Annotated in this window: 28 protein-coding genes; 23 read left to right on the top strand and 5 right to left on the bottom strand. The window is 69.3% G+C overall.

Going from position 1 to position 24858, the window contains the following annotated elements; all coding sequences use genetic code 11:
- Positions 1 to 56: 56 nt before the first annotated feature.
- Positions 57 to 1640, top strand: a complete 1584-nt coding sequence (locus tag AB0J16_RS33115; RefSeq protein ID WP_358546595.1) for an antibiotic biosynthesis monooxygenase — start codon at positions 57 to 59, stop codon at positions 1638 to 1640.
- Between the two features lie 28 nt (positions 1641 to 1668).
- On the opposite strand, the gene AB0J16_RS33110 is transcribed toward AB0J16_RS33115, so the two are convergent.
- Positions 1669 to 1905 (bottom strand): glutaredoxin family protein, encoded by a 237-nt coding sequence (locus AB0J16_RS33110; protein ID WP_357954639.1) that lies wholly within the window; start codon positions 1903 to 1905, stop codon positions 1669 to 1671.
- A gap of 116 nt (positions 1906 to 2021) precedes the next feature.
- On the opposite strand from AB0J16_RS33110, the gene AB0J16_RS33105 reads away from it, so the two are divergent.
- The 13 genes from AB0J16_RS33105 to ccsA all read left to right on the top strand — a co-directional run bounded on the left by AB0J16_RS33105 (position 2022) and on the right by ccsA (position 15137).
- Positions 2022 to 2699, top strand: a complete 678-nt coding sequence (locus tag AB0J16_RS33105) for a redox-sensing transcriptional repressor Rex (RefSeq protein WP_358546592.1) — start codon at positions 2022 to 2024, stop codon at positions 2697 to 2699.
- A complete protein-coding gene (locus tag AB0J16_RS33100) occupies positions 2696 to 3952 on the top strand; it encodes a glutamyl-tRNA reductase (protein ID WP_358546589.1) in 1257 nt (418 codons plus the stop codon). The genes AB0J16_RS33105 and AB0J16_RS33100 overlap by 4 nt, the downstream gene beginning before the upstream one ends.
- On the top strand, positions 3949 to 4854 hold the full coding sequence (hemC, locus tag AB0J16_RS33095; protein ID WP_358546586.1) for a hydroxymethylbilane synthase: 906 nt from the start codon (positions 3949 to 3951) through the stop codon (positions 4852 to 4854). The genes AB0J16_RS33100 and hemC overlap by 4 nt, the downstream gene beginning before the upstream one ends.
- A complete protein-coding gene (locus AB0J16_RS33090) occupies positions 4851 to 6407 on the top strand; it encodes a bifunctional uroporphyrinogen-III C-methyltransferase/uroporphyrinogen-III synthase (protein WP_358546583.1) in 1557 nt (518 codons plus the stop codon). The genes hemC and AB0J16_RS33090 overlap by 4 nt, the downstream gene beginning before the upstream one ends.
- The gene (gene hemB / locus AB0J16_RS33085) at positions 6404 to 7387 is read left to right on the top strand and encodes a porphobilinogen synthase (protein ID WP_358546580.1); all 984 of its coding nucleotides are present in this window, start codon (positions 6404 to 6406) and stop codon (positions 7385 to 7387) included. The genes AB0J16_RS33090 and hemB overlap by 4 nt, the downstream gene beginning before the upstream one ends.
- Before the next feature lie 130 nt (positions 7388 to 7517).
- Positions 7518 to 8147 carry a bifunctional DNA primase/polymerase gene (locus AB0J16_RS33080; RefSeq protein WP_358546577.1) on the top strand — a complete coding sequence of 210 codons (630 nt, stop codon included), beginning with the start codon at positions 7518 to 7520 and terminating at the stop codon, positions 8145 to 8147.
- 31 nt (positions 8148 to 8178) lie between these two features.
- Entirely contained in the window at positions 8179 to 9468 is a 1290-nt protein-coding gene (gene hemL, locus AB0J16_RS33075) for a glutamate-1-semialdehyde 2,1-aminomutase (RefSeq protein WP_358546574.1), read from the top strand.
- Between the two features lie 191 nt (positions 9469 to 9659).
- A complete protein-coding gene (locus AB0J16_RS33070; protein WP_358546571.1) occupies positions 9660 to 10583 on the top strand; it encodes a LysR family transcriptional regulator in 924 nt (307 codons plus the stop codon).
- A gap of 73 nt (positions 10584 to 10656) precedes the next feature.
- Positions 10657 to 11295, top strand: a complete 639-nt coding sequence (locus AB0J16_RS33065) for a histidine phosphatase family protein (RefSeq protein ID WP_357654990.1) — start codon at positions 10657 to 10659, stop codon at positions 11293 to 11295.
- Positions 11296 to 11350: 55 nt separating this feature from the next.
- Positions 11351 to 11929: a TlpA disulfide reductase family protein gene (locus AB0J16_RS33060; protein WP_358546568.1), complete on the top strand. Its 579-nt coding sequence runs from the start codon at positions 11351 to 11353 to the stop codon at positions 11927 to 11929.
- On the top strand, positions 11922 to 12644 hold the full coding sequence (locus AB0J16_RS33055) for a cytochrome c biogenesis protein CcdA (protein WP_358546565.1): 723 nt from the start codon (positions 11922 to 11924) through the stop codon (positions 12642 to 12644). Before AB0J16_RS33060 ends, AB0J16_RS33055 begins: the two co-directional genes overlap by 8 nt.
- Positions 12644 to 14185, top strand: a complete 1542-nt coding sequence (locus tag AB0J16_RS33050; RefSeq protein ID WP_358546562.1) for a cytochrome c biogenesis protein ResB — start codon at positions 12644 to 12646, stop codon at positions 14183 to 14185. The genes AB0J16_RS33055 and AB0J16_RS33050 overlap by 1 nt, the downstream gene beginning before the upstream one ends.
- A complete protein-coding gene (gene ccsA / locus AB0J16_RS33045; protein WP_358546559.1) occupies positions 14175 to 15137 on the top strand; it encodes a cytochrome c biogenesis protein CcsA in 963 nt (320 codons plus the stop codon). Before AB0J16_RS33050 ends, ccsA begins: the two co-directional genes overlap by 11 nt.
- Positions 15138 to 15461: 324 nt before the next feature.
- Here the strand turns inward: ccsA and AB0J16_RS33040 are convergent, their stop codons facing one another.
- Together AB0J16_RS33040 and AB0J16_RS33035 are read right to left on the bottom strand one after the other, a co-directional pair.
- Positions 15462 to 15773, bottom strand: coding sequence for a hypothetical protein (locus AB0J16_RS33040; protein WP_358546556.1), 312 nt, complete (start codon positions 15771 to 15773; stop codon positions 15462 to 15464).
- 509 nt (positions 15774 to 16282) lie between these two features.
- Positions 16283 to 16588: a PLDc N-terminal domain-containing protein gene (locus AB0J16_RS33035; protein ID WP_358546553.1), complete on the bottom strand. Its 306-nt coding sequence runs from the start codon at positions 16586 to 16588 to the stop codon at positions 16283 to 16285.
- Positions 16589 to 16766: 178 nt separating this feature from the next.
- On the opposite strand from AB0J16_RS33035, the gene AB0J16_RS33030 reads away from it, so the two are divergent.
- Both AB0J16_RS33030 and AB0J16_RS33025 read left to right on the top strand, forming a co-directional pair.
- A complete protein-coding gene (locus AB0J16_RS33030; protein WP_358546550.1) occupies positions 16767 to 18233 on the top strand; it encodes a hypothetical protein in 1467 nt (488 codons plus the stop codon).
- A gap of 10 nt (positions 18234 to 18243) precedes the next feature.
- A complete protein-coding gene (locus tag AB0J16_RS33025) occupies positions 18244 to 18486 on the top strand; it encodes a hypothetical protein (RefSeq protein WP_225298934.1) in 243 nt (80 codons plus the stop codon).
- Between the two features lie 95 nt (positions 18487 to 18581).
- Here AB0J16_RS33025 and AB0J16_RS33020 read toward each other — a convergent pair whose 3' ends face one another.
- Positions 18582 to 18800, bottom strand: coding sequence for a BldC family transcriptional regulator (locus AB0J16_RS33020; protein ID WP_225298932.1), 219 nt, complete (start codon positions 18798 to 18800; stop codon positions 18582 to 18584).
- A gap of 256 nt (positions 18801 to 19056) precedes the next feature.
- Here AB0J16_RS33020 and AB0J16_RS33015 point away from each other — a divergent pair, with 256 nt between their 5' ends.
- Positions 19057 to 19275 (top strand): DUF4229 domain-containing protein, encoded by a 219-nt coding sequence (locus AB0J16_RS33015; RefSeq protein ID WP_358546548.1) that lies wholly within the window; start codon positions 19057 to 19059, stop codon positions 19273 to 19275.
- On the opposite strand, the gene AB0J16_RS33010 is transcribed toward AB0J16_RS33015, so the two are convergent.
- The gene (locus AB0J16_RS33010; protein WP_358546545.1) at positions 19272 to 20483 is read right to left on the bottom strand and encodes a hypothetical protein; all 1212 of its coding nucleotides are present in this window, start codon (positions 20481 to 20483) and stop codon (positions 19272 to 19274) included. The genes AB0J16_RS33015 and AB0J16_RS33010 overlap by 4 nt on opposite strands.
- A gap of 77 nt (positions 20484 to 20560) precedes the next feature.
- On the opposite strand from AB0J16_RS33010, the gene AB0J16_RS33005 reads away from it, so the two are divergent.
- The 6 genes from AB0J16_RS33005 to AB0J16_RS32980 all read left to right on the top strand — a co-directional run bounded on the left by AB0J16_RS33005 (position 20561) and on the right by AB0J16_RS32980 (position 24848).
- The gene (locus tag AB0J16_RS33005) at positions 20561 to 21277 is read left to right on the top strand and encodes a demethylmenaquinone methyltransferase (RefSeq protein WP_358546543.1); all 717 of its coding nucleotides are present in this window, start codon (positions 20561 to 20563) and stop codon (positions 21275 to 21277) included.
- 335 nt (positions 21278 to 21612) lie between these two features.
- Positions 21613 to 21693, top strand: a complete 81-nt coding sequence (locus AB0J16_RS33000; protein WP_358547198.1) for a DUF397 domain-containing protein — start codon at positions 21613 to 21615, stop codon at positions 21691 to 21693.
- A gap of 192 nt (positions 21694 to 21885) precedes the next feature.
- Positions 21886 to 23139, top strand: coding sequence for a geranylgeranyl reductase family protein (locus tag AB0J16_RS32995; RefSeq protein WP_358546540.1), 1254 nt, complete (start codon positions 21886 to 21888; stop codon positions 23137 to 23139).
- Between the two features lie 67 nt (positions 23140 to 23206).
- Complete coding sequence (locus tag AB0J16_RS32990; RefSeq protein ID WP_214640645.1) at positions 23207 to 23602, top strand: NADH-quinone oxidoreductase subunit A; 396 nt, start codon at positions 23207 to 23209, stop codon at positions 23600 to 23602.
- A 2-nt stretch (positions 23603 to 23604) separates the two neighbouring features.
- Positions 23605 to 24156, top strand: coding sequence for an NADH-quinone oxidoreductase subunit B (locus AB0J16_RS32985; RefSeq protein ID WP_219529166.1), 552 nt, complete (start codon positions 23605 to 23607; stop codon positions 24154 to 24156).
- A complete protein-coding gene (locus tag AB0J16_RS32980) occupies positions 24153 to 24848 on the top strand; it encodes an NADH-quinone oxidoreductase subunit C (RefSeq protein ID WP_358546537.1) in 696 nt (231 codons plus the stop codon). Before AB0J16_RS32985 ends, AB0J16_RS32980 begins: the two co-directional genes overlap by 4 nt.
- Positions 24849 to 24858: the final 10 nt, after the last annotated feature.

The following is a 24858-nucleotide window of genomic DNA, read 5'->3' as shown; positions in this document are numbered from 1 at the left end:
CCGTTCCCTCTTCGGCTACCGGCTGGGAGGCATAGTCCGGCAGCATTGGAGTCACCATGGAGATCCTCGTTGCTGTCCTAGCCTTTGTCGGTGCCCTCCTCGCCGCGATCGGCGCAGTCGCCCTGGTCCGGCGCCTGCGAGACGAGGTGGAGGGGTGGTTGATCGCCTGGACCGTTTCAGCCGTCGCGCTCTGCCTGGCGCTCGGCGCGATCGGCGTCGGCTATCTGATGGGGTTCGGGGACGTCACCTTCAAGGTCTACCAACTGACCGGATCCCTCCTCGCGCCCTTCTGGCTGGCCATCGGACTGGTCCAACTCCTGTCGGAGAAGGTGCCGCCGAAATTCGCCGGCTGGCTGTTCGGGATCGCGTTCACCGTCGTCGCCGTGGTGGTGCTCACCTTCGACCCGGTGAGCGGGGGCAGCGAGATGGGCAAGGTGCTCCCCGCGGCCGAGGGGCACTGGGACGTCATCCCCCGCTACCTGCTGATCGGCGCGCACTCCATCGCCGGGCTGATCATGCTGGCGGCCGTGGTGATCGCGGCGCTGCGCTGGCGCAACGGTGACGAACTCGACACCGACAACCTGCACGCGGTCATGGTCATCGCGCCTTCGGGCATCGCGATCATCGGGGCGATGAGGTTCGCGGTGCCGGGCTTCTTCGCCACCGCGCTGTTCGTGGTGGCCGCCGCGGGCATCTGGTACGCCGTGCTGCGCCCCCTGGCGCCGTACGAGGACGACGACGAGGACGACGAGTTCGAGGGCCACCGCGGCGAGCGGTCCGGCGAGCGGCCGGCTGAGCGGTCCTCCCATGGCCGCCGGGCCATGCGGGATCGGGACCCCTTCCCCCAGCCGGACTCCTTCCCCCACTCGGAGCCGTTCCTCCCGTCGGACTCCTTCCCCCGGTCGGAGCCCTTCCCCCAGCCGCTCGCCGACTTGCCGATGCAGGGGCCGCCCCAGCAACAGCAGCAGCCGCCTCCCGGTCAGCCCCGCCGGTCGGGCCTGGGCGATCTGGTGGCCGAATACCGGGCGGGCGACCAGCCGGTCGACTACGCCGCCCGGATGGCGCCGCCGCCCGACCAGGGCCCCTCGACCGGCTACATCATGAACGGCGGGCACGGCGCCGGGCCGCAGACCGGTCCCCAGGACTTCGGGATGCCCGCCACGGGCGCGGTCTACCCGGGGGCCGAGTTGTTCTCCACCGGCTCCCGCGCGGCCCAGCAGCCCCCTCAGGGCCAGCCTCCTCAGGCTCAGCCCGCGCGGGCGCCGGCCCCGCAAGCCCAGCCTCAGCAGCAGGCGGCCTCCAGCCGGCCCTCACCGAGCATCTACGGCATGCTGACGGTCTTCACCCTCATGGACGGCTCGGGCGAGGCGTTCGACCGCCTGGCGGAGGCCACGGTCGAGGCCGTACGCCGGGGCGAGCCAGACACGCTCATCTACGCCTGCCACGCGGTCAAGTCGGCCCCGCTGCAGCGCATCGTCTATGAGCTCTACCGCGACGAGGTGGCCTACCGCGACCACCAGCGCCAGCCGCATGTCGAGCGGTTCGTCAACGAGCGTCAGGCCATGGTGCTGGCCACCAACATCATCGAGCTGAACGTCAACGCCGCCAAGGTCGTACCGCTCCCGACCGCGATGTTCTAGTCACTAAACGTTCTAACCGCTCAGGGTCCTAGCCGCTCAGCGCGGCGCGCAGCCGGTCTTCGGAGACCCGCCAGAAGTCGTGCTGGACTCCGTCGACCAGAGTGACCGGGATCATCTCCCAGTATTTCTCCCGCAACTCCTCGGAGGAGTCGATGTCGACCTCCTCCCACGGCACACCCAGGTCTCCCGCCACGCGGGAGACGACCTCGCGCGCGTCGTCGCAGAGGTGGCAGCCCGGCCTGCCGAGCAGCGTGATGCGGTGCATGCACTCAACCGTATCGTGCCGACTTTGTGCATCGCTTCACAAAGGGATTAACCTGAAAGGCGGTTCGATTTCATTCACGCGGCCGGCAGGCCGCTCGTCCCCTGGAGCTCCGGCACGTGAAGAGCCCGTCCCAGTCCCGTGACCGCGGGATCCCCGAGGCAACGGTCGCCCGGCTCCCGTTGTACCTGCGGGCGTTGAACGGGATGGCCGAACGCGGCACCGCGACCGTCAGCTCCGAAGATCTGGCCATGGCCGCGGGCGTCAACTCCGCGAAGCTCCGCAAGGACCTGTCCCATCTGGGCTCGTACGGCACGCGAGGCGTCGGCTACGACGTCGAATACCTCGTCTACCAGATCTCCCGCGAGCTGGGCCTGACCCAGGACTGGGCCGTGGCCATCGTCGGAGTGGGTAACCTTGGCCGGGCACTGGCCAATTACGGTGGTTTCGTCTCCAGGGGCTTCCGTGTGGCCGGGCTTCTCGACGCCGACCCCGAAGTCGTGGGCGACGATATAGCGGGGTTGAATGTTGAGCACATAGACGTCCTGGAAGCCGTCATCGAACGGCGTGGGGTCTCGATCGTGGTTCTGGCGACACCCGCGATAGCGGCGCAGGAAGTCTGCGATCGTGTGGTGGCGGCCGGGGTCACCAGCATCCTGAACTTCGCGCCCGTAGTGCTTTCTGTACCAGATGGCGTGGATGTCCGTAAAGTCGACCTATCAATAGAACTGCAGATCCTTGCGTTCCATGAGCAGCGCAAAGCAGGGGGGCCACTTATGGCCGTGGACAGTCAATGAGTCTTCTCACCATCGGACTCAGCCACCGGACAGCTCCGGTGGCCATGCTCGAGCGCGTATCGGTGTCCGGCGAGGCGCTCGTCAAGCTCCTGCACGACGTGCAGCAGGACGTGTGCGTCGCCGAGGCCATGGTGGTCTCGACGTGCAACCGAGTAGAGGTTTACGCGGCCGTCGACCGTTTCCACGGCGCCGTCACCGCGATCAGTCGCTTGCTGGGCGTCCACTCGGGCGTCCCCGTGGAAGAGTTGCAGCCGCACCTCTACGTCCACTACGAAGACCAGGCCGTCGAGCACCTGTTCGCGATGGCCTGCGGCCTCGACTCGATGGTCGTGGGCGAAGGGCAGATCCTCGGCCAGGTTCGCCGGGCGCTCACCCTGGCGCAGAAGCAGGGCACCATCGGCGCCACCCTCAACGAGCTGGTGCAGCAGGCGCTGCGGGTCGGCAAGCGCGCCCACGCCGACACCGACATCGACAAGGCGGGCGCCTCCCTCGTCACCGCCGGACTGGCGCTGGCGGGCGACCTCGCCGGGCGCCGGGCGCTGGTGGTCGGCGCGGGCTCGATGAGCTCGCTGGCCGCCACCACGCTGGCCCGCGCGGGCGTGACCGACATCGTGGTCGCCAACCGCACCTTCGAACGAGGCGTACGCCTGGCGGCGTCCGTAGGCGGCAGGGCGGTGGAGTTCGCCGCGGTTCCCCGAGAGCTCGCGACGGCCGACATCGTCATCTCCTGCACGGGCGGCGGCCGGCACGTCATCACCCCCGACATCGTCCCCTCAGGCGCGTTCCTGCTGGACCTGGCACTGCCGCACGACATCGACCCCGCTGTCCGCGAGGTGCCCGGCGTCACGCTGGTCGACCTGGAGACCATCCAGGAATCGGGCATAGGCTCAAGGGAGGGCGACACCGTCGACTCGGTGCGCAGGCTCGTCGCCGAGGAGCTGGCCGCCTTCCTCACCGCCGAGCGAGCCGCCAAGGTCACTCCGACCGTGGTGGCGCTGCGCAGCAAGGCGGCGACCGTGGTCGAGGCCGAGCTGGGCCGGCTCCTGATGCGCATGCCCCAGCTCGACGGCAAGGCCAGGGACGAGGTGGCGCAGACTGTGCAGCGGGTCGTCGACAAGCTGCTTCACGAGCCCACTGTGCGTGTCAAACAGCTCGCCACCAGCCCGGGAGGCGATCATTATGCCGAAGCGCTGCGCGAGTTGTTCGACCTGGATCCGAAGATGCCCGAAGCCGTGAGGGAGGTGGAGTTGTGACACTGCGCTTGGGCACCCGGCGCAGCCTGATGGCGACCACGCAGTCGCAGATGGTCGCCGACTCCTACACCGAACGGACCGGGCGCGCCATCGAGCTGGTCGGCGTCACCACGTTCGGTGACGTGACCAAGGCTCAGGTGGCGCAGCTCGGTGGCACGGGCGTGTGGGTCAGCGCGCTGCGTGACAAGCTGATCGAAGGCGAGATCGACTTCGCCGTCCACTCGCTGAAAGACTTGCCGACCAAGCCGGACCCGCGGGTGACGCTGGCCGCCATCGTGGCCCGGCACGATCACCGCGACGCGCTGGTCGGCCCGGCGAAGTTCGCCGACCTGCCCACCGGAGCCAGGATCGGCACCGGCTCGCTGCGCCGGATCGCCATGCTCAGGGCGCTGCGCCCCGATCTCGAGTACGTCCCGATCCGCGGCAACGCCGACACCCGGATCGGCAAGATCGCCGCCGGCGAGGTCGACGCGGTCGTGCTCGCCTCGGCGGGCCTGACCAGGATCGGCCGGGACGTGGAGATCGCGCAGATCTTCGAGGTCGAGGAGCTACTGCCCGCGCCAGGGCAGGGCGCCCTGGCCGTGGAGTGTCTCTCCGGCAACGCCGACCTGATCTCCTTCCTCGGTGTGCTCGACGACCCGCGGACGCGCTCCGCGGTGTCGGCCGAGCGCTCCGTCCTGTCCGCCCTCGAGGCCGGCTGCTCATCCCCCGTGGGTGCCTTCGCCGTCGATGACGGGCAGACCCTTAACCTCACCGCCATGGTCGTCTCTATCGACGGCCAGCAGGCGGTGCGCAAGTCCGCCGCCGGCTCTCCTTCCGAGTCTGTGAAACTCGGCCAGCTCCTCGCGGCCGAGATGATCTCCGAAGGGGCCGACAGATTGATGGGGGAGCAATCCCGTTGAGCTCCGATAGTCCAACCTCCGGTTTCCTCGCGTTCGTGGGCGCGGGCCCCGGCGATCCGAACCTTCTCACGCTCCGCGGCGCCGAACTGCTGGCCAAGGCCGACGCGGTCGCCCTCGACGAGGAGCTGTTCGGCTCGTTCCTGCGCCACTGCAGAGAAGGCGTGGAGATCGCCTCCGGCGACCTCGTCAAACGCGCCAAGGCCGGGCAGTTCGTCGTACGCCTGTGCGAGGGCGACCCGATGCTCTTCTCCTCGATCGCCCGCTCGATCGAGGAGGAGGTCGCGGCCTGCGCCGCGGCGGAGGTGGACTTCGAGATCGTGCCCGGCGTGCCGCCCGCGACCGCGGTGCTCACCTACGCGGGCATCCCGCCGGCGGCCGACGTGCCGGAGTTCCGGATCGTCGACGCCGCGCACGAGCAGGACTGGGCCGCCCACGCCGCCTGCCAGGGCACGCTGGTCATCTACAACGGCCTCGCCGGGGCCGTGGCGATCGGCAAGGCGCTGGTGGCCGGTGGCAAGCCCGACAGCACGCCCGTGGCGGTCAGCAGTGGCGGCACCACGACCGAGCAGTACACCGTCGTCTCGACGCTGGCCAGGCTGCAGGCCGACATCAAGCACGCGGGCTTCACCGAGCCCGCGCTGATCGTCGTCGGCGACGCGGTCGGGCAGCGCGACAAGCTGTCGTGGTTCGAGACCAAGCCGCTGTTCGGCTGGCGGGTGCTGGTGCCGCGCACCAAGGAGCAGTCCGAGAAGCTGTCCGAGCAGCTCACTTCCTACGGCGCCGTGCCGGAAGAGGTGCCGACCATCTCCGTCGAGCCGCCGCGCACGCCGCAGCAGATGGACCGCGCGATCAAGGGCCTGGTCACCGGGCGCTACGAGTGGGTGGCGTTCACCAGCTCCAACGCGGTCAAGGCGGTGCGCGAGAAGTTCGAGGAGTACGGCCTCGACGCACGCGCCTTCGCCGGGCTGAAGGTGGCCGCCGTGGGCGACGCCACCGCGCGGGCGCTGGTCGAGTTCGGCGTCAAGCCCGACCTGCTGCCCTCGGGCGAGCAGTCGTCGGAGGGCCTGGTGGCCGAGTGGCCGCCGTACGACTCGATGCTCGACCCGATCAACCGGGTGCTTCTGCCGCGGGCCGACATTTCCACAGATACCCTCGTGGCCGGCCTGACAGAGCTAGGCTGGGAGTGCGACGACGTCACGGCCTACCGCACCGTACGAGCCGCACCGCCCCCCGCCCCGATCCGCGAGGCGATCAAGGGCGGCGGGTTCGACGCGGTGCTCTTCACCTCCTCCTCGACCGTGCGCAACCTCGTGGGCATCGCCGGCAAGCCGCACAACGTCACCGTGATCGCGGTGATCGGGCCGCAGACCGCGAAGACCGCCGAGGAGTTCGGGCTGCGCGTCGACGTCATGGCCGACCGGCCGTCGGCGTCCGCCTTGGCCGCCGCGCTGGCCGCGTACGGTGCCAAGCAACGCCAGGCGGCCCTCGCCGCCGGCGACAGCCCGCGCCGGCCGTCGCAGAACCGCAGAGGCGCCAGAAGGAGAGCCAAGTGAGTGCTGACTACCCGGTCGCCCGGCCGCGCAGGCTCCGCCGCAGCCCCGCGATCCGGCGCATGGTGGCGGGCACCAGACTGCACCCCGCGGACCTGATCCTGCCGCTGTTCGTCAAGGAGGGCATCGACCAGCCGCAGCCGGTCGCCTCGATGCCCGGCGTGTTCCAGCACACCCGCGACTCGCTGCGCAAGGCCGCCCACGAGGCCGCCGACGCCGGGGTGTCCGGGGTGATCCTGTTCGGCATCCCCGCCGTCAAGGACGCGCGGGGCTCGGCGGCCGACGACCCCGAGGGCATCCTGCAGGTCGCGCTGCGCGAGGTGAGCGCCGAGGTGGGCGACGCGGTGGTGGTCATGGCCGACACCTGCCTCGACGAGTTCACCGACCACGGCCACTGCGGCGTGCTGACCGACTCCGGCGACGTCGACAACGACGCGACGCTGGAGCGCTACGCCTCGATCGCGGTCGCCCAGGCCAGGGCCGGATCCCAGATGATCGCGCCGAGCGGCATGATGGACGGCCAGGTCGGGGCCATCAGGGCGGCGCTCGACGCCGACGGCTTCGCTGACCTGCCGATCCTCGCCTACACCGCCAAATACGCCTCCGCCTTCTTCGGCCCCTTCCGCGAGGCCGCCGAGTGCGCGCCGCAGTTCGGCGACCGCAGCACCCACCAGCAGGACCCGGCCGGGCCGCTGGGGGACGCGATGCGCGAGCTACGCCTCGACCTCGCGGAGGGCGCCGACGCCGTCATGGTCAAGCCCGCGATGGCCTATCTGGACGTCATCAGGCGCTTCCGCGACGAGGTCGACGTGCCGGTGGCGGCCTACCAGGTGAGCGGCGAGTACGCGATGATCGAGGCCGCCGCGGCCAACGGCTGGATCGACCGCGACCGGATGATCATGGAGTCGCTGGTCTCGATCAAGCGCGCGGGCGCCGACCTGATCCTGACGTACTGGGCCACCGAGGTGGCGCGCCGCCTGTGAACCAGGGGGTTTCCCGTTGATCGCTGAGGCCTGTGCGTTAGAGTGCAATAACAAGTGCTGGTGTGTCCCGCGTGTGCCTTGCAGCCAGGAGCCGGGGCCTCTTCAGGCGCTTGGATCGACGGGAGACACCATGGTGGGGGTACCACTCGCTCGGCGTACCAAGAAACGGCCGCGCCCGACACGGATCGACACCGTCCTGGGCTATGCCGCTCTCGGCTGGCCGAGCGTGCCAGGTGCCCATCCGCTGCGTCAGGGCGCCCGCTCCTGCTCCTGTGACCGCCTCGGCTGCCCCGACCCGGGCGCGCATCCGCTGTCTCCCGCCTGGCACCTACAGGCCACGACGGACGCCACTCAGCTCACGCGCTGGTGGCGGATGGACCCCGACGCCAATGTGATTCTGCCCACCGGCCGGGTGTTCGACGTCTTCGACGTACCGCTCGACACGGGCCTGTCGGCCCTCACCCGCATCGACGGCGCCTCGGCGCACTCGGGCCCGGTCGCCGCCAACGGTGACCGGGTCCTGTTCTATGTGGCCACCCGTGGCAATCCCGACGACGAGGACGAGTGGTGGTCCTGCCAGCTCGACTGCGAGCCCGGCACCATCGACGACAATCCGGGCCTGCGCTGGCACTGTCGCGACAGCTACGTCCTGGCCCCACCCTCCACGCTGCCCACCGGCCAGCCCGTCTCCTGGCTGCGTCCGCCGGACGGCCGTCCGCTGCCCGATCCGCTGCGCATCCTCGACTGGCTCGCCGACTAGACCGCCGTGGCCCGGGACTAACCTGGAGCGCGTGAGCCGTACACAGAACTCCGAGGACCTGTTCGCCCGCGCCCGCGCCATCGTGCCGGGTGGCGTCAACTCCCCGGTCCGCGCGTTCGGCGCGGTCGGCGGCACGCCGCGCTTCATGGCCTCCGGGCAGGGTCCCTATCTCACCGACGTCGACGGCAACCGCTACGTCGACCTGGTCTGCTCGTGGGGGCCGATGATCCTCGGCCACCGCCACCCCGCCGTCGTCGAGGCCGTCTCGTCGGCGCTGTCCCACAGCCTCTCGTACGGCACCGCGACGCCGGGCGAGGTCGAGCTGGCCGAGGAGATCGTCGCCAGGGTGGCGCCCGTGGACAAACTCCGGCTGGTCAGCTCGGGCACCGAGGCGACGATGAGCGCGGTGCGGCTGGCCCGCGGGTTCACCGGGCGGTCGAAGGTGGTCAAGTTCGCCGGGTGCTACCACGGTCACGTGGACGCGCTGCTGGCCTCGGCGGGGTCGGGTGTGGTCACGTTCGGGCTGCCGGACACGCCTGGCGTGACGGGGGCGTCGGCGGCCGACACCATCGTGCTGCCGTACAACGACATCAGCGCGGTGGAGCAGGCATTCGCCTCGGCCGAGATCGCCTGCGTCATCACCGAGGCGTGCCCGGCCAACATGGGCGTGGTGCCGCCGCTCGACGGCTTCAACGCGCGCCTGCGCGAGCTGTGCACGGCCAACGGCGCGCTGCTGATCATGGACGAGGTGCTGACGGGCTTCCGGGTCTCGCCCTCGGGCTGGTACGGGCTGGACCCGGTCGACGCCGACCTGATGACCTTCGGCAAGGTCATGGGCGGTGGGTTGCCGGCGGCGGCCTTCGGCGGGCGGGCCGACGTCATGTCCTGCCTGGCGCCGGAAGGACCGGTCTACCAGGCGGGCACGCTGTCGGGAAACCCGCTGGCCTGCGCCGCCGGATTGGCCACGCTACGCGCGCTCGACGCCGGCTCCTACGCCAAGGTGGACGCGGCGGCGCTGGCGGTCGGCCAGGCCGCTTCCGACGCCCTCGCCGCGGCGGGCGTGCCGCATCGGTTGCAGCGGGCGGGGAGCCTGTTCTCGGTGTTCTTCACGGATGCGCCGGTGACGGACTTCGACGGTGCGCGGGCCCAGAACACCGCGGCGTACACCGCCTTCTTCCACGCGATGCTGGATCGCGGGGTCTATCTGCCGCCGTCCGCGTACGAGGCCTGGTTCCTCTCGGCCGCTCACGACGACGAGGCGCTCGGTCAGATCGCCGACGCCCTACCGGCAGCCGCCAAGGCTGCCGCGGCGGTCCTCTGAACAGTTACTTGGCGGCCGGCTTCTGGTAGCGGACGCGCTGGTCCCGAGCCTGCTCGGCGAGGGTCTTGAGGTAGGAGATGGTGGTCGACTGCTGCTTCTGCGCCTTGTTGTTTCTCATGCATATATTTTCTCCTGCTACAGAGTGAAGGACAAGCGAGACTTTCTACGCTAAACCCTTTAGACTGGCTTACATGTTGGACTTGAACCGTCTCAAGGCCCTTCACGCTGTGCACATCTACGGCTCGGTGGGCGCCGCGGCCGACGCGCTCATGGTCACGCCGTCGGCCGTGTCGCAGCAGATCGCCAAGCTGGAGCGTGAGACCGGTGCCCGGCTCATGGAGCGCAACGGGCGCGGGGTGCGGCTGACAGACGCCGCCGGGCTGCTCGCCGACCACGCCGAGCGGATCCTGGCCCTGGTGGAGACCGCCGAGGCGGACTTCGAGGCGCTGCGCGGCGAGGTCGTGGGACGGCTGAACATGTCCGCGTTCCCGACGGCGGCGCGCGGGCTGATGCCCTCCGCCCTGACCGCGCTCAAGCGGCGCCATCCGGACCTGCACGTCCAGATGCACGAGCGCGAGCCGGAGCGCATCGTGCGCGACGTGGCCAGGGGCGAGCTCGACCTGGGCGTCATCCAGGACTGGATGAACCGGCCGATCGCCCTGCCCGAAGGGCTGTCCCGGTCCACGCTGCTCGACGACATCGCCGACATCCTGCTGCCCGCGGACCATCCGCTGGCCGGCAACAAGGAGGTCGAGCTGGCCGCGCTGCCCGCGAACGAGCGGTGGATCAGCTCCTCGCCCGGCACCGTCTGCCACGACTGGCTGGTCTACACGCTGCGTAACGCCCAGCTGGAGCCCGAGATCTCCTGTATGGCCGACGAATATCCGACCCAGATGGCGCTGGTGGCGGCCGGGCTCGGCTGCGCGATCATTCCCCGGCTGGGGCGTGACTGCGTGCCCGACGGGGTGGCTGTGGTGCCGTTGCGGCCCAGGCAGTCGCGGCGCATCTACGTGATCTGGCGGACGGACGCGGCTCGGCGGCCGGCGATCCGGGCGGCGGTCGAGGCGCTCGCGGACGCCAGCCGTACCAAGGAGAACGCCTGGGCGGTCGCCTAGCGGGCGCGCCGGGGTTGTTCGCAGGACGGGCGAGATCGCGGAACGGGCAGAGCGGGATAGGCTGTGGCACACCATGGCTGAAACCACCGTAGTTCACCTGATGCGCCACGGTGAGGTGCACAATCCCGAAGGCGTCCTGTACGGCAGGCTGCCCGGCTACCACCTGTCCGAGACCGGCCGGCTGATGGCCGACACGGTGGCCAAGTCGGTGGCGGGCCGTGACATCGTCACCCTCTACAGCTCGCCGCTCGAACGCGCGCAGGAGACCATCGCGCCCCTGGCCGCCCTGCTGGAGCTGCCGGTGCAGACCGACGAGCGGCTGATCGAGGCCGCCAACATGCTCCAGGGCCGCAAGGTCGGCCAGGGCCTGGCGGTCCTGCGTGATCCGAAGAACTACCGCTACTTCTGGAACCCGCTGCGCCCGTCTTGGGGCGAGCCCTATCCGGCGATCGTCAAGCGGATGCGCTCGATCATCGAGGAGGTCAGGGCGGAGGCGCGCGGGCACGAGGCGCTGCTGGTCAGCCACCAGCTGCCGATCTGGTCGATCAGGATGGCGGCCGAGGGCCGCCGGCTCTGGCATGACCCCCGGCGCAGACAGTGCAATCTGGCCAGCCTCACCACGCTCACCTTCGACGGCGATCGACTGGTCAGCGTCGGCTACAGCGAGCCCGCCGGATCACTGGCGACGGGCCCCAGCGTGCCGGGCGCCTGACCTCGCCGGTAGAGTTGCAAGCTCTACCGGTCGTAGTACAAGGAGATCTTCCTCCGTGCGCGCCAAATCCATCTCCCTCGTCCTTTCGGCCGTCCTGGTCACGGGTGGCCTCGCGGGCTGCGCGGGTGCCAACCAGTCGGGCCAGCCGCAGGCGGGCGACACCCGTTTCGTCGCGGGCGACGGGAAGATGCAGGTGTTCGACGTCGCCGGCCGCCTCGCCGCCCCCGAGATCGGCGGGCAGACCCTCGACGGCGCGACCGCCTCGCTCGCCGCCCACAAGGGCAAGGTCGTGGTGCTCAACTTCTGGGCGTCGTGGTGCGGCCCGTGCCGGGCGGAGGCGCCGGTGCTGAAGGAGGTCGCCGCCAAGACCAAGGGCCGCGTGGAGTTCCTCGGCGTCGACTTCAAGGACCGCAAGGCCGACGCGCAGGCGTTCGAACGCACCGAGCAGACCGGCTACCCGAGCATCTTCGACCAGCCAGGCCAGGTCGCGCTGCGCTTCCAGGGCACGGTGCCGCCCGCGGCCATCCCGTCGACGCTGATCATCGACGCGCAGGGCCGGATCGCCGCCAGAGCGCTGGGCGCGGTCAAGTACACCGACCTGATGGACGCGGTGATCAAGGTGCGCGATGAATGACGTCGTCGCCTCGGGCTCGCTGCTCCTGGCCGTGCCCATCGCGGTGCTGGCCGGGGTGGTGTCCTTCCTGTCGCCGTGCGTGCTGCCCCTCGTACCGGGCTACCTGTCGTACGTGACGGGCATGAGCCAGGACCCCAAGCGGGGGCGGCTGGTGCTCGGCACGGTGCTGTTCGTGGCCGGCTTCGCGCTGGTGTTCGTGCTCAGCGGCGCGCTGTTCGGCGGCCTCGGCGCGGTCATGCTGGGCAACGCGGAAATCATCACGCGGGTGCTCGGCGTGCTGACGATCCTGCTCGGCCTGGCCTTCCTGGGCGTGCTGCCCGGCCTGATGCGCGACGTACGCATCCACAAGTTGCCCGCCGCTGGGCTGGCCGGGGCGCCGCTGCTGGGCGTGGTGTTCGGGCTGGGCTGGACGCCGTGCATCGGGCCCACGCTGGCCGTCGTGCTCGCGCTCGGACTGAACGAGGGCAGCGCCTCGCGTGGCGCGCTGCTCGCCGTGGCGTACGCGCTGGGCCTCGGACTGCCCTTCGTGGCCGCCGCCCTCGCCTACAGCAAGGCCCTGCGTACGTTCCGCGCGATCCGCAAGCACTCACAGCTGATCACCCGGATCGGCGGCGGCATGATGGTGGCCGTCGGCATCCTGCTGGTGACCGGCCTCTGGGGAGAGATGATCGCGACCATGCAGGGTCTGATCGGCGCCTTCAGGCCGGTGATCTGATGACCGTCGACGAGCTGGAGAAGGAGCGGGCGCGGCCCGCCGGCATGGGGCCCATGGGCTGGCTGCGCTGGGGCTGGCGCACGCTCACCTCGATGAAGACGGCGCTGATCCTGCTGTTCCTGTTCGCGCTGGCGTCCGTGCCCGGCTCGCTGGTGCCGCAGCGCGGCGTCGATCCCGACAAGGTGGCGGCGCTCTTCCAGAACGACCCGACGCTCGCCGAGTGGTACGACCGCTTCCAGCTGTTCGACGTCTTCACCTCGGCCTGGTTCGCCGCTATCTACCTGCTGCTGTTCACCTCGCTGATCGGCTGCGTCCTGCCCCGCACCGCCACCTACGTGCGCGAGCTGCGCCGCCGCCCACCGGCCGCGCCGCGCAACCTGTCGCGCCTGCCGCACTTCTCGCGGCTGGACGACCCGCTGACGGTCGAGGAGGCCGCCGGGCGGCTGCGTCGGCTCCGCTTCCGCGTCGAGGTCGGCGACGGCTGGGTGGCCGCGGAGAAGGGCTATCTTCGCGAGACGGGCAACCTGCTCTTCCACGTCTCCCTGCTCGCCCTGCTCGTCGCGATCGGGTTCGGTTCCCTGTACGGCTACCGCGGCAACGTGCTGGTGGTCGAGGGCGACGGCTTCGCCAACACGGTCGCCGCCTACGACCGGTTCATCCCGGGCAACCAGGTGTCGGCGGAGTCGCTGGAGCCGTTCTCGTTCACGCTCACGGACTTCCAGACCACCTACCAGGTCGAGGGCCCCAAGAGGGGGCAGGAGCTCGACTACTCCGCCTACATGAAGGTCAACGACGCGCCCGGGGCGCCCACGCGCGACTACACGCTCAAGGTCAACGAGCCGCTGGAGGTCAACGGCACCCAGACCTACCTCCTCGGCCACGGCTACGCGCCCGTGTTCAAGGTCACCGACGGCAAGGGGCAGGTCGCCTTCGAAGGGCCCGTCCCCTGCCTGATCGAGATCAAGCTCACGCTCACCTCGGGCTGTGTGGTCAAGGTGCCCGACGCCCAGCCGTCGCAGCTCGGGTTCCTGCTGCGCTTCCTGCCGACGGGTAACGGCGCGGGAGCCTCTCTCTTCCCCGGCGCGCTCAACCCCCAGGTCCAGCTCCTTGGGGCCTTCTCCGGCGATTTGGGCGTACGCTCCGGGCGGCCGCAGTCCGTCTACGAGCTCGCGCCGCCCGAGGTGATGCGCAAGCTCACCCCGCTGGTCATGGGCACCGGCCAGGCGCCGCTCGCCGTCGGGGGGTCGATCGACCTGCCCAAGGGGGCGGGGAAGCTGGAGTTCACCGGGGTCAAGGAGTGGATGACGCTCCAGATCGCCTACGACCCGGGGCGGCTACCCGCCCTGCTCGCCGCGGGCACGGCCGTGGTCGCCATCGCGCTGTCGCTGATGATCCGCCGCCGCCGGGTGTGGGTGCGGGTCAAGGACGGCGTGGCCGAAGTCGGCGGTCTTACCCGTACCGAAGGGTCCGCGGCGGGCTTCACCGAGGAGTTCGCCGACATCGTCAAGGTCCTATCAGCTGGAGGCAAGGATGCCCGCTGAGCAGCAACTGGCCGGGGTGAGCGACCTCTTCGTCGTCGCCGCCGTCCTGCTCTATCTGGCCGCCATGATCGGGTTCGCGCTGGAGCTGGCCTTCGGCCGCTCCAAGGCCGACTCGGCCGCCGTACCCGCCAGGCAGCCCGTGGGAGCCGGAGTCGGCTCGGCGGGTGGCTCCTCAGAGGCCCCTGCCGAGGTCGCTTCGGAGCCGGTCGTCGAGCCGCCCGCCTGGGCGGGCAAGGCCGGCTGGGCGGCCATGGCGCTCGGCTGGCTCGGCTGGGCCGCGAACCTGGCCGCCATCGTCACCCGGGGTCTGGCCGTGGATCGGTGGCCCTGGGGCAACATGTACGAGTTCGTGGTGGCCATCTGCTTCGCCGCGGTCACCGCCTTCCTCGGCACCCAGCTCCGACAGAACGTCCGCTTCCTCGGCGCCTTCGTCATGGTGACGGCCGCACTGGGGCTCGGCTTCGCGGTCAAGGTCCTCTACACGGCGGCGGGTCCGGTGGTGCCGGCGCTCAACTCGTACTGGGTGGCCATCCACGTGACGGCGGCGATCCTGGCGAGCGGCCTGTTCATCGTGGCCGGTGTGGCGGGCATCCTTTACCTGGTCCGCGGCGATGGGATGTCACGGCTGCCCTCGCGGGCCGACCTGGAACGGGCGGCCCACCGCGCGATCGTCTTCGCCTTCCCGGTGTGGACCTTCGCCGTCATCGCCGGTGCGCTCTGGGCCGACAAGGCATGGGGTCGCTACTGGGGCTGGGATCCCAAGGAGGTCTGGGCCTTCATCACGTGGGTGGCTTACGCCGCCTACCTCCACGCTCGGGTCACTGCCGGATGGCGTGGGCGCGCGGCGACGATCGTGCAGCTCTTGGCGTTCGGGTGCCTGCTGTTCAACCTGGTGGGGGTCAACATGTTCATCTCGGGGCTGCACAGCTACGCGGATGTGTCGTCGGGGTGATCGTCTGCGCCACGGCCGTCTCCTTTCGTGCGACGGTCCGTGGTGGCTGAGGTCCCTGGGGGATGCCCTTCGGGATGGGGAAGCGAGCGGACCTCTCTCGCCCATGCAAGCGCGGCCGATGGTCCAACTCGATGGACATTGCACCACCTCCGTCACAGCGCACTGCGGCATGGCGCCGAGGCCGGGCGGATGGCGCCGGAGCTACGAGCCGCGAACCGTCACCAGCACCCGGCCGGCCTCGGCCGCTACATGCTTCCGCTATGCGCTCTTCCTGCAAGGCGTGGGGTATCCACTGTGATCTGCTGGGGTGGGCCCTGCGGCAGGTCAGCCGTCAGAGGCCGTCCGGCAATTTTGGCCTCTCACCCACAGACTCCCTTCGGCCCAGCCGTTCTGGCAGTAATAGGCGGCTCCGCTGCGGTCCCTGATGACGAAGTTGGGCAGAGGGCCCCAGTGGCTGGTGTCGCAGGAGGTCCCCATGACGCTGGGCAGCTCCTGGGTCACTTCCTCGCACGTGATGACCCCGCCATCTCGCGCCATCGGCGCGTTGCGCGAGGCGGCGTGGGCTGTGGTGAGCGGGCTTGCCGCCACCGCGCCGGCGGCGGCGAGCATGGCCAGTGCGGTCAGGATGCGTCGCATGATCGGTTCCTTCCAAATACGGGTGGCGGTTGCCGTCCCCAACCGATCATTAACTTTATGTAGTTATCCAACTACTATCAGTAGCGAAAGGATGGCATGGCTCCACGGGAACGCTTGTGTGGAGACCCGTCTCGTTGGAGCCGACCAGTCGACTCGCCGCCACAGCCGCCCGCCTGATCGCCGCGCTGCTCACCCCCGCAGGCGGCCAGGCAGTCCCCCGCGCCGCAGGCAAGCCCTAGCGGCATCACAGCTCCACCGAGGGATTCCCGTCGGGAGCGGAGAAGCGGGCAGCGGCCGGTGTCCCGATGAAGGGATGCCCCTCCGAGGGCCAGGAAGAAGACGGTCCGTCGTGGCTGTTGCCCTCCTTTGGAGGGTTGCCCCCGTCCGGGGAGCGAAAGAAGACGGTCCGTGGTGGCCGGGGTCCTTGGAGGGGTGCCGCGTCGTGACAGGGGTCCATGAAGGGGCACCCCGTCATGGGCGGCGGAGAGCGGACGGTCGGTGACGCCGCTCTAGCTGTCGTCGCCGCGCATGCGGCGGTCGAGGTCGCGGAGGAATTCGGGGTCGTCGTCCGGGCCCTTGGGGGCCGAGTGGCGGCGGGAGCCCGGACGTGGGGGGACCGGCCAGGTCTCTCGGGGCTGCTGGGGGCGGCCGCGGATCATCCAGACGGCCCCGCCCACCAGGGGCACCAGCGCGACGACGAGCACCCAGAGCGGTTTTGGTACGTTCCTTACCTCTTCCTCCGGCGTGGTGATGACGTCGAACAACGAGTAGAGCCAGAAGGCCAGCAGCGCCAAGCCGATAACGACACCTACCATGTCCGAACTGTAAGCCATTCGCGTCGTGATCGTGTTTTCCCGTTGTCCCATTTCAGGTGACTCCAGCGAGACCTACGTCGTACGGTGGACTCGATTCAGCGGCGTCCGCCCGCTGGGACCGCCGTTCGGGGCGGCCGGGTGCCATGCGCGCGGGCGTCCCACGGCGTTGAGGGGTGCGATGGCCTTTTCTAACGACAAGGGCCGCCATCGGCGGGGTCGTTGGTGGCGGCGCGGGTCGTATCTCTTCTCCCGCCGCAGTGAGGCGCCCCCCGACGCGGATCGCTCCTTCTGGACGAACGATCGGACTGCGCCCTCCGGCAGACCCAGCCCGGCCGGACGGCCGGACCGGGCTCGCGAAGACCGCCCTGGGCGGCTGTCCTGGCCGTGGCGGCCCGGCGCCGGCGGGGACAGGCACGGGTGGCCCGGCGGCGACAAGCGCGGCGGCGACAGGCGCGGCGGCGACAGGCGCGGCGGCGACAGGCGCGGGTGGCCCGGTTCTGCGGGCGGGGCCAAGCGCCACGACCGCCCGGCGTCCGAGCGGCCGGATCACGAGCGGTCGGACCGCGAGTACGTGGAGCGCAAGCGAGCCGATCGGGATTGGCCAGGACGCATGTGGCCGGGCCGGGAGCCCGCCGGACGAGACTCGATCGGGAGTGAGGGGAGCTTCGCGCTGTTCGGTTGGAGGGGTCGGGAGCGGCACCAGGCCGGCGGAGACGGTTCCGAGGGATGGTCCTGGGCGGGACGTCGCCAACAGGAGGACTTCCGCCAACAGGAGGAGTTCCGCCGACAGGAGGGGTTCCGGCAGCCGGAGGAGTTCCGGCAGTGGGATGCCGCTGAAGCTGGGCAGGCGCAGCGTTGGGATGCCGCTGAAGCTGGGCAGTCGCGGCGCTGGGATGCCGCCGAAGCCGGGGAGCCGCGGCGGTGGGAGGCGGGGGAGCGGCTGTCGGCCGCCGTGGTGGACCGCCCCCAGTACACGTGGCACGACTTCGAGCTCGACGACGTGGTGCTCCGGGCGCGACCCAACCGCCCCGACGCTCCTTCGCTCGGCGACGGCCTGCGGCACTGCGGGAAGCTGGAGACCATCCTGCACCGCCAGTGGGACGCCCGGGAGGGTCCGCCGTCGCCGGAGGTGGTGCGGGCCGTGGAGAGTCTGGCCATGCTGCCCGACCTGCTGAAGGAGAAGCTCGCCGCCGGCCTCGAAGGCATCTACGTGGGCCCGGGCGGCGTACCGGACCTGGACGACATGGGCTACCTGCGCGGCGCCCCCCTGCCGTCCGGCCGGGCCTCATGGGACATCTGCGCCGGAGCCTACGGCGACGGGAAGATCGTGGTGGGTGACCGCCCCTCGCCCACGCCCGACGTGATGATGCACGAGGTCGGGCACGCCATCGACGACGTCGACTCGGCTTATGGCGATTGGGTGTCGGATTCTCGGGAATTCGCGATGCTGTACGAGGACATCACGCCGCTCCTGGTCTCCGCGTTCCACCGCCAGGGGGACGGGCTGGGGCGTAAGGAGTTCTTCGCCGACGCGTTCGCCGCGATCGCCTCGCGCCAGCGACCGGCCCTCGTCGACATGCTGGGCGGCGACACCCGCGCGGCGCTCAACGTCATGCTGTTCTTCAACCGGCGCTACGGAATCTAGGTGATGAGCCATGTACGTCATCCGGCTCGCTGACGGGACCCTGCGCGTGCCGCAGAGCCTGACCAGCGAAGACGGGCGTCTCATCGGCAACGCGTACGTGGAACTCGAACCTGGCGACCCCGACTACGACACGTGGCTTCCGGAGTCCCTGACGGAGGAGGAGGCGGCGGACCGCCGGGAGCGCTGGCTGATCGAGAACGACGACCTGGAGCAGGAGTTTCTGGCCTTCAAGGCGGAGCAGGAAGACGCCTAGGCCGACCCGGGTCAGATGTCGAGGGGCCGCTGATGACGTTTACAGACAGGGGGAGACGGCGACCCTGCGGGCAGGATCACCGTCTGGATGGAACGTCAAACACGCGGGGACTCGCCCGACCTGTCGGCCGTTAGAACGTCCTCGCCTCGAAGAAGGGCATGCACTTCCGATTCGCGGAACCGACGATGCCCCCCGGGGGTGCGGATACTGCTGATGCGACCTGCCGCGGCCCAGCGTGTAACCGTCTTTGGGTCTACCCGGAAGAGGGCGGCAACCTCTCCTGGGGTCAGCAGACGCTCGCTGCTACTCTCCACCAATCTCTCCCCCTCGCATCCCGCTTCCTGCCAGCGGGCGGACAGGTAACCAGTGTGTCGAGCGAAGCCTGATTTATCCGTGGTTTTCGACAAAGATCACGGGTTGTTATCAGCTGACTGCCCGATTGTTATATGATAGAGCCTCTTTGGGGCTCTCGTGGGTGTTTCTTTACGAAACACCCTAACTGGGACACTAGCAGTGCTGGCGCCCGATGCGAAGAGCGACCGTGTCACACAGGGCGAGTAACCTCGATCTGTGCATCCCGTTCTCGTATACACCGCGTCGCGGATCGGCCTGTTTGTCGTGACACTCGGCGTCCTGCGGCTGCTTGGCCTGCAAAACCCGGTGCTACTGATCATCGTGTCTTTCTTGATCAGCGGCATCGCCAGCTACGTCTTGCTCTCGAAGCAGCGTGACGCTCTTAGCACTCGCATCAGCGACAAGATCGACCGGCCCAAGCCGCAGAGCGACTAGGGCAGGGGGAACATGCCAATCCGGGCATGGTACTCCCGTCCGAGTCTCGTTGTGTCGCTACCAACGAGTAGTCCGCCGCTGTGCGCCAGAAATGCCTTGACCCCGATCCCGCGCTCCCTGCCAGGATTCCAAGTCAGCGCCATTCCGGTGAGCGGATGAATGGCGCCGATGCCCTCGCGGGGCACCGCTCCAGGCCCGGCCGAGTCGTGGCCCAGCGGATTGTTCAGCCATCGCTGGTGGCCGCCGACGTAGATCGCCGCGCCGGTCACCGCGACTGCGTAGAGTGAGTCTCCGCCGGTCTTGTTGACCCAGGTGGGCGCGATCCGCTCGCCCCTGCTGTACGTCTCGAACCTGGCCGTGCTGTCGCACAGCCGCTTCCCGCGCACCGGCCCGCCGGTGGTGACGACGGCGAAGTAGCTGCCGTCGGGCGCGAAGTCCAGGCCGCGTACATAGGAGGGGAAGGTGTCCATGCAGGTGGGGACGTACGCCTCGGTACGCCAGTCGGCCACCTTGGCGCCGCCGCCACGTACGTCGATCAGCCCCAGCTGCGGCCGCGACAGCCCGTCCAGCGTGGTGAAGTTGCCGTCGACCGCGAGCCGATCGGCGGTCAGGGCGAGCGCGTAGACCCGCAGCGTCGGCGTCAGCGGCGCCCCCGGTGTGATGGCGAACGCCGGGTCGGTCGCGCCGGTCGTCGCGTCGAGCCTGGCCAGCGCCGCGCGCGGCCTGGTGAAGTCGCCGCCCGCGTAGAGTTGCGCGCCGCGCCTGGCCAGCGTGGTCACCATCCCGCCGGAGACGCCGGGCCTGAAGTCCCGCACGGCCGAGCCGTCGAAGAGGTTGAGCCTGGCCAGCGCCCTGGTCGGCGTCCCGTTGACCGAGGGGAAGTCGCCGCCGACGTAGACCGTGCGGCCGTCGCCGGGGGCCAGGCTGTAGACCGGCCCGCCGACCTGCGGCGCGAAGTAGCGCAGGATGTGCCCCGTCGCGAGGCTGTAGGCGAAGACGTTGTCCCGGGTGTAGGTGTGGGTCCGTGAGGCGTCGGCGACCTCGCTGAACGAGCCGCCGACGACGACCGTGCCGCCGACCAGGGTGATGGAGTTGACGATCCCGTCGAGCACGTGCGGAGTGGTGTCGACCGGGTCGGCCGAGACGACGCGCGAATGAGCGACCGGGGTCGTCGCGAGGATCGCCGCAAGGGCGACACGTACCAGCATTCGTAAACTTCTAGCAGACATTGGGTAATCGTGCGGCTACTTTCTGTTGATTGTCGCGATGGTCATAGGCTTGGGCCATGACGCGTGCTCAGCTGGACAAGCAGCCGGATCAGGTCGCCGCGATGTTCGATCGCACGGCCCGGCGCTACGACTTGGTCAACGATGTGATCTCCCTGGGGCAGGTGCGCTTCTGGCGCAAGGCGGTGGCCGCCGCCGTCGACGCCGGGCCCGGCGAGATCGTGCTCGACCTGGGGGCGGGCACCGGCACCTCCACCGACGCGTTCACCACGCTGGGTGCCCGCGCCATCGCCTCCGACTTCTCGCTCGGCATGCTGCGCACGGGGGTGCGCCGACACGGCGGCAACGCGCTGAGCGGTAACGGAGTCCCGTTCATCGCGGGTGACGCGCTGCGGCTGCCGTTCGCCGACGACGTCTTCGACGCCGTGACGATCTCGGTAGCGCTCCGTAACGTGCACGACACCTCGCAGGCGCTGCGGGAGATGCTGCGCGTGACGCGGCCGGGCGGGCGGCTGGTGATCCTGGAGTTCTCGCACGTGAAGGTCAACGCCTTCGACCTGGTCTACCGCGAATATCTGATGAAACTGCTGCCGCGAGTGGCCACGGTCTTCGGGTCCAATGACGACTCCTACGCCTATCTGGCCGAGTCGATCCGGGACTGGCCCGACCAGCCGACACTCGCGCGCACCATCCAGGAGGCCGGCTGGCAGCGGGTCGCCTGGCGCAATCTCACCATGGGCATCGTCGCGATCCACCGGGGATTCAAGCCCGCCTAAGCCCGTTCAGTGCTGCTCGATAGCCCGTTCTGTGCCGCGCGTAACCCCGTTCCGCGCTGCTCGATTAGGCGAGATGCCATTCACGCCGTCAAGTCCACGCTCCGGTCGGGGTTCCGTGTCCGGAGATATCGTTTATCGCGGGAATTATCCGTGGGGGCGGGCCGACCTACGGCGGGTTCGGCAACGCGGCGCTGGGCGAGGATGGTTCTCGACTAATTCCTGGCCGTACTGGTGTAGCGTTTCGCTTACGGAGCGTGACCGCACTGCTGTAACCCGCGTCACATTTCTCACGATAGGCTCGGATATAACCGTGACGCTACGAAGGAGTCTGCCCGGTGGGCCCGATGCTCTGCTTCACGCCCGATGAGTGGCGCGCCTTCATCGAGGGTGTGCGCCGCCGCGAGTTCGAGGCCTGATCTCCTCGTGGCGACGACGCAGGGCCCTTCGTCTCGGACGGAGGGCTTTCGTTTGTGCGAAGACCGGCCCCCGACTGCCACTTTGTCCAAGAAAAGGGTTAGACTGCGGGCCGACAAGTTTGTGAAGGGGTTCACAAAGGAACGAAGGCGCCACACCCCGAGGCCTTCGAGCGTGTAGGACAGGACAGTCCAGTGACCGAGCCACCAGCCATACAGGCTGACGCCGATGTCATCGTCGTCGGCGCCGGTCCCGCCGGTTCCGCAACCGCTTTTTACCTCGCGCAGGCCGGCCTCGACGTGCTGCTCCTGGAGAAGACCAGGTTCCCCCGGGAGAAGGTCTGCGGTGACGGGCTGACCCCCCGAGCGGTCAAGCAGCTGCTCAACATGGGCGTCGACATCGACGCGCCCGGCTGGATCAGGAACAAGGGCCTGCGGGTCGTGGGCGGCGGGCACCGCTTCGAGCTCGACTGGCCGCAGCTGGAGCGCTTCCCCGACTTCGGCCTCGTGCGCACCCGCAAGGACTTCGACCAGATCGTCGCCGCCAACGCCGTCAAGGCCGGGGCGCGGCTGATGGAGGGCGTGAACGTCACCGGTCCCGTCCTCGACGACCGCAGCGGGCACGTGGTCGGAGTGACGACCAAGGACGGGCCGACCTACCGCAGCCGTCTGGTGGTGGCCGCCGACGGCAACAGCACCCGGCTGGCACTGGGGATGGGACTCCACAAGCGTGAGGACCGCCCGATGGGTGTGGCCGTACGCACCTACTTCGAGAGCCCGCGCCACGACGACGACTATCTGGAGACGTGGCTGGAGCTGTGGGACGAGAACACGCTGCTGCCCGGCTACGGCTGGGTGTTCGGCGTGGGCGACGGCACCGCGAACGTCGGACTGGGCCTGCTCAACACCAGCGACCAGTTCAAGAACATCGACTACCGCGACCTGCTCAAGCGCTGGTGCAAGGCGATGCCCGCCGAGTGGGGCTTCACCGAGGAGAACATGCGGGGCCCGATCCGCGGCGCCGCGCTCCCGATGGCCTTCAACCGCCAGCCTCACTACACCCGCGGCCTCGTCCTCGTCGGTGACTCCGGCGGCGCGATCAACCCGTTCAACGGCGAGGGCATCGCCTACGCCATGGAGACCGGCGAGATCGCCGCCGAGACCATCGTCAAGGCGCTGCGTCAGACCACCCCCGCGCAACAGGAACGCATCCTGCGCACCTATCCTCAAGTGTTGAAGGACGCCTACGGCGGATATTTCACGCTTGGCAGGTGGTTCGTCCAGGCGATTGGGAAGCCGGGAGTCATGAGCTTCGGAACGCGGCATGGGTTGCCACACCCGAGGCTGATGCGCTTCGCGCTCAAACTCCTTGGTAATCTCACCGACCGGCGAGGGGATGCGTCGGACAAGATCATCAATGCACTCTCGAAGGTCGCGCCACCAGCATGAACCTCAGACTCACCCATAGATCAGGCTGCGCGCCCGCGCGCGTGGCGACTCCAGAGGAGGCGTAGCGATGGACCTTTACGTGCCCATCCTGGTGCTCGCCGTTCTCGCGGGGGGCTTCGCGATCTTCTCGGTCGCCATCGCTCCCTTCACCGGTCCCAAGCGCTGGAACCGCGCCAAGCTTGACGCCTACGAATGCGGCATCGAGCCGACGCCCCAGCCGGTCGGTGGCGGACGGTTCCCGCTGAAATACATGATCACCGCGATGCTCTTCATCGTGTTCGACATCGAGATCATTTTCCTTTACCCCTGGGCAGTCTCCTTCGCGCCGCTGAAGAACGACGCGGGCAGCGTGCTCTCCTCGGGCCTCGGGGTGTTCGCGCTTGTCGAGATGCTGCTGTTCATCGTCACCGTGCTCGTCGCCTACGCGTACGTATGGCGCCGCAAGGGTCTGGACTGGGACTAGAAATGGGACTTGAAGAGAAACTCCCCAGCGGGTTCATCCTCAGCACGGTCGAACAGGCCGCCGGCTGGGCGCGCAAGAACTCCGTATGGCCGGCCACATTCGGCCTCGCCTGTTGCGCCATCGAGCTGATGGCCACCGGTGGCCCCCACTACGACCTGGCGCGCTTCGGCATGGAGCGCGCTTCGGCGTCTCCCCGGCAGGCCGACCTGATGATCGTCGCCGGCCGCGTGTCGCAGAAGATGGCTCCCGTCCTGCGGCAGATCTACGACCAGATGGCCGAGCCCAAGTGGGTCATCTCGATGGGCGTGTGCGCCTCGAGCGGCGGCATGTTCAACAACTACGCCATCGTGCAGGGCGTGGACCACATCGTCCCGGTCGACATCTACCTGCCCGGCTGCCCGCCGCGGCCGGAGATGCTGATCGACGCGATCGTGAAGCTGCACGACAAGATCCAGAACATGAAGTTCGGCGCCCACCGCGCCAAGCAGATCGACGAGCTCGAACTGCAGGCGCTGCGTACGCTGCCGCTGATCGACCAGGGGGCCGCGAAGTGACCTCGCCCGACAACCTCCCCGAGGTCCCCTCCGCCGAGGTCCCCGAGGTTCCGGCGGTCGCCGAGCCGCCCGTCGCCCGACGCGGCATGTTCGGCACGACCGACTCGGGTGACACCTCCGGCTACGGCGGTCTCGTCGTACGGCGGGCCCCCCAGCTGTCCACGTCCCGCCCCTACGGCGGCTACTTCGACGAGCTGGTCGACACGCTGGCCCTCGACGACGCCATCGAGCGCGTGGTCGTGGACCGGGGCGAGCTCACCCTGCACGTGAAGCGGGAGCGGCTCGTCGAGGTGTGCCAGAAGCTCCGCGACGACCCGGCCCTGCGCTTCGAGCTCTCGCTCGGCGTCTCCGGGGTGCACTACCCGCACCTGAAGGGTGAGGAGCTGCACGCGGTCATCCACCTCTGCTCGATCACCCACAACCGGCGCGTCCGCGTCGAGGCGAGCGCCCCCGACGAAGACCCGCACATCCCCTCGACCGTCGGCGTCTTCCCGGGCCACGACTGGCACGAGCGCGAGGCGTACGACTTCTTCGGGATCGTCTTCGACGGCCACCCCGGCCTGACCCGCATCATGATGCCGGACGACTGGGAAGGTCACCCGCAGCGCAAGGACTACCCGCTCGGCGGCATCCCGGTCGAATACCGCGGCGCCACGATCCCCGCGCCCGACCAGAGGAGGTCGTACGCGTGAGCTACATCGA

Origin of the sequence: Nonomuraea sp. NPDC049750, assembly GCF_040659625.1 — a bacterium.
GTDB lineage: Bacteria > Actinomycetota > Actinomycetes > Streptosporangiales > Streptosporangiaceae > Nonomuraea.
This window is presented reverse-complemented; position numbering and strand designations above follow the sequence as displayed.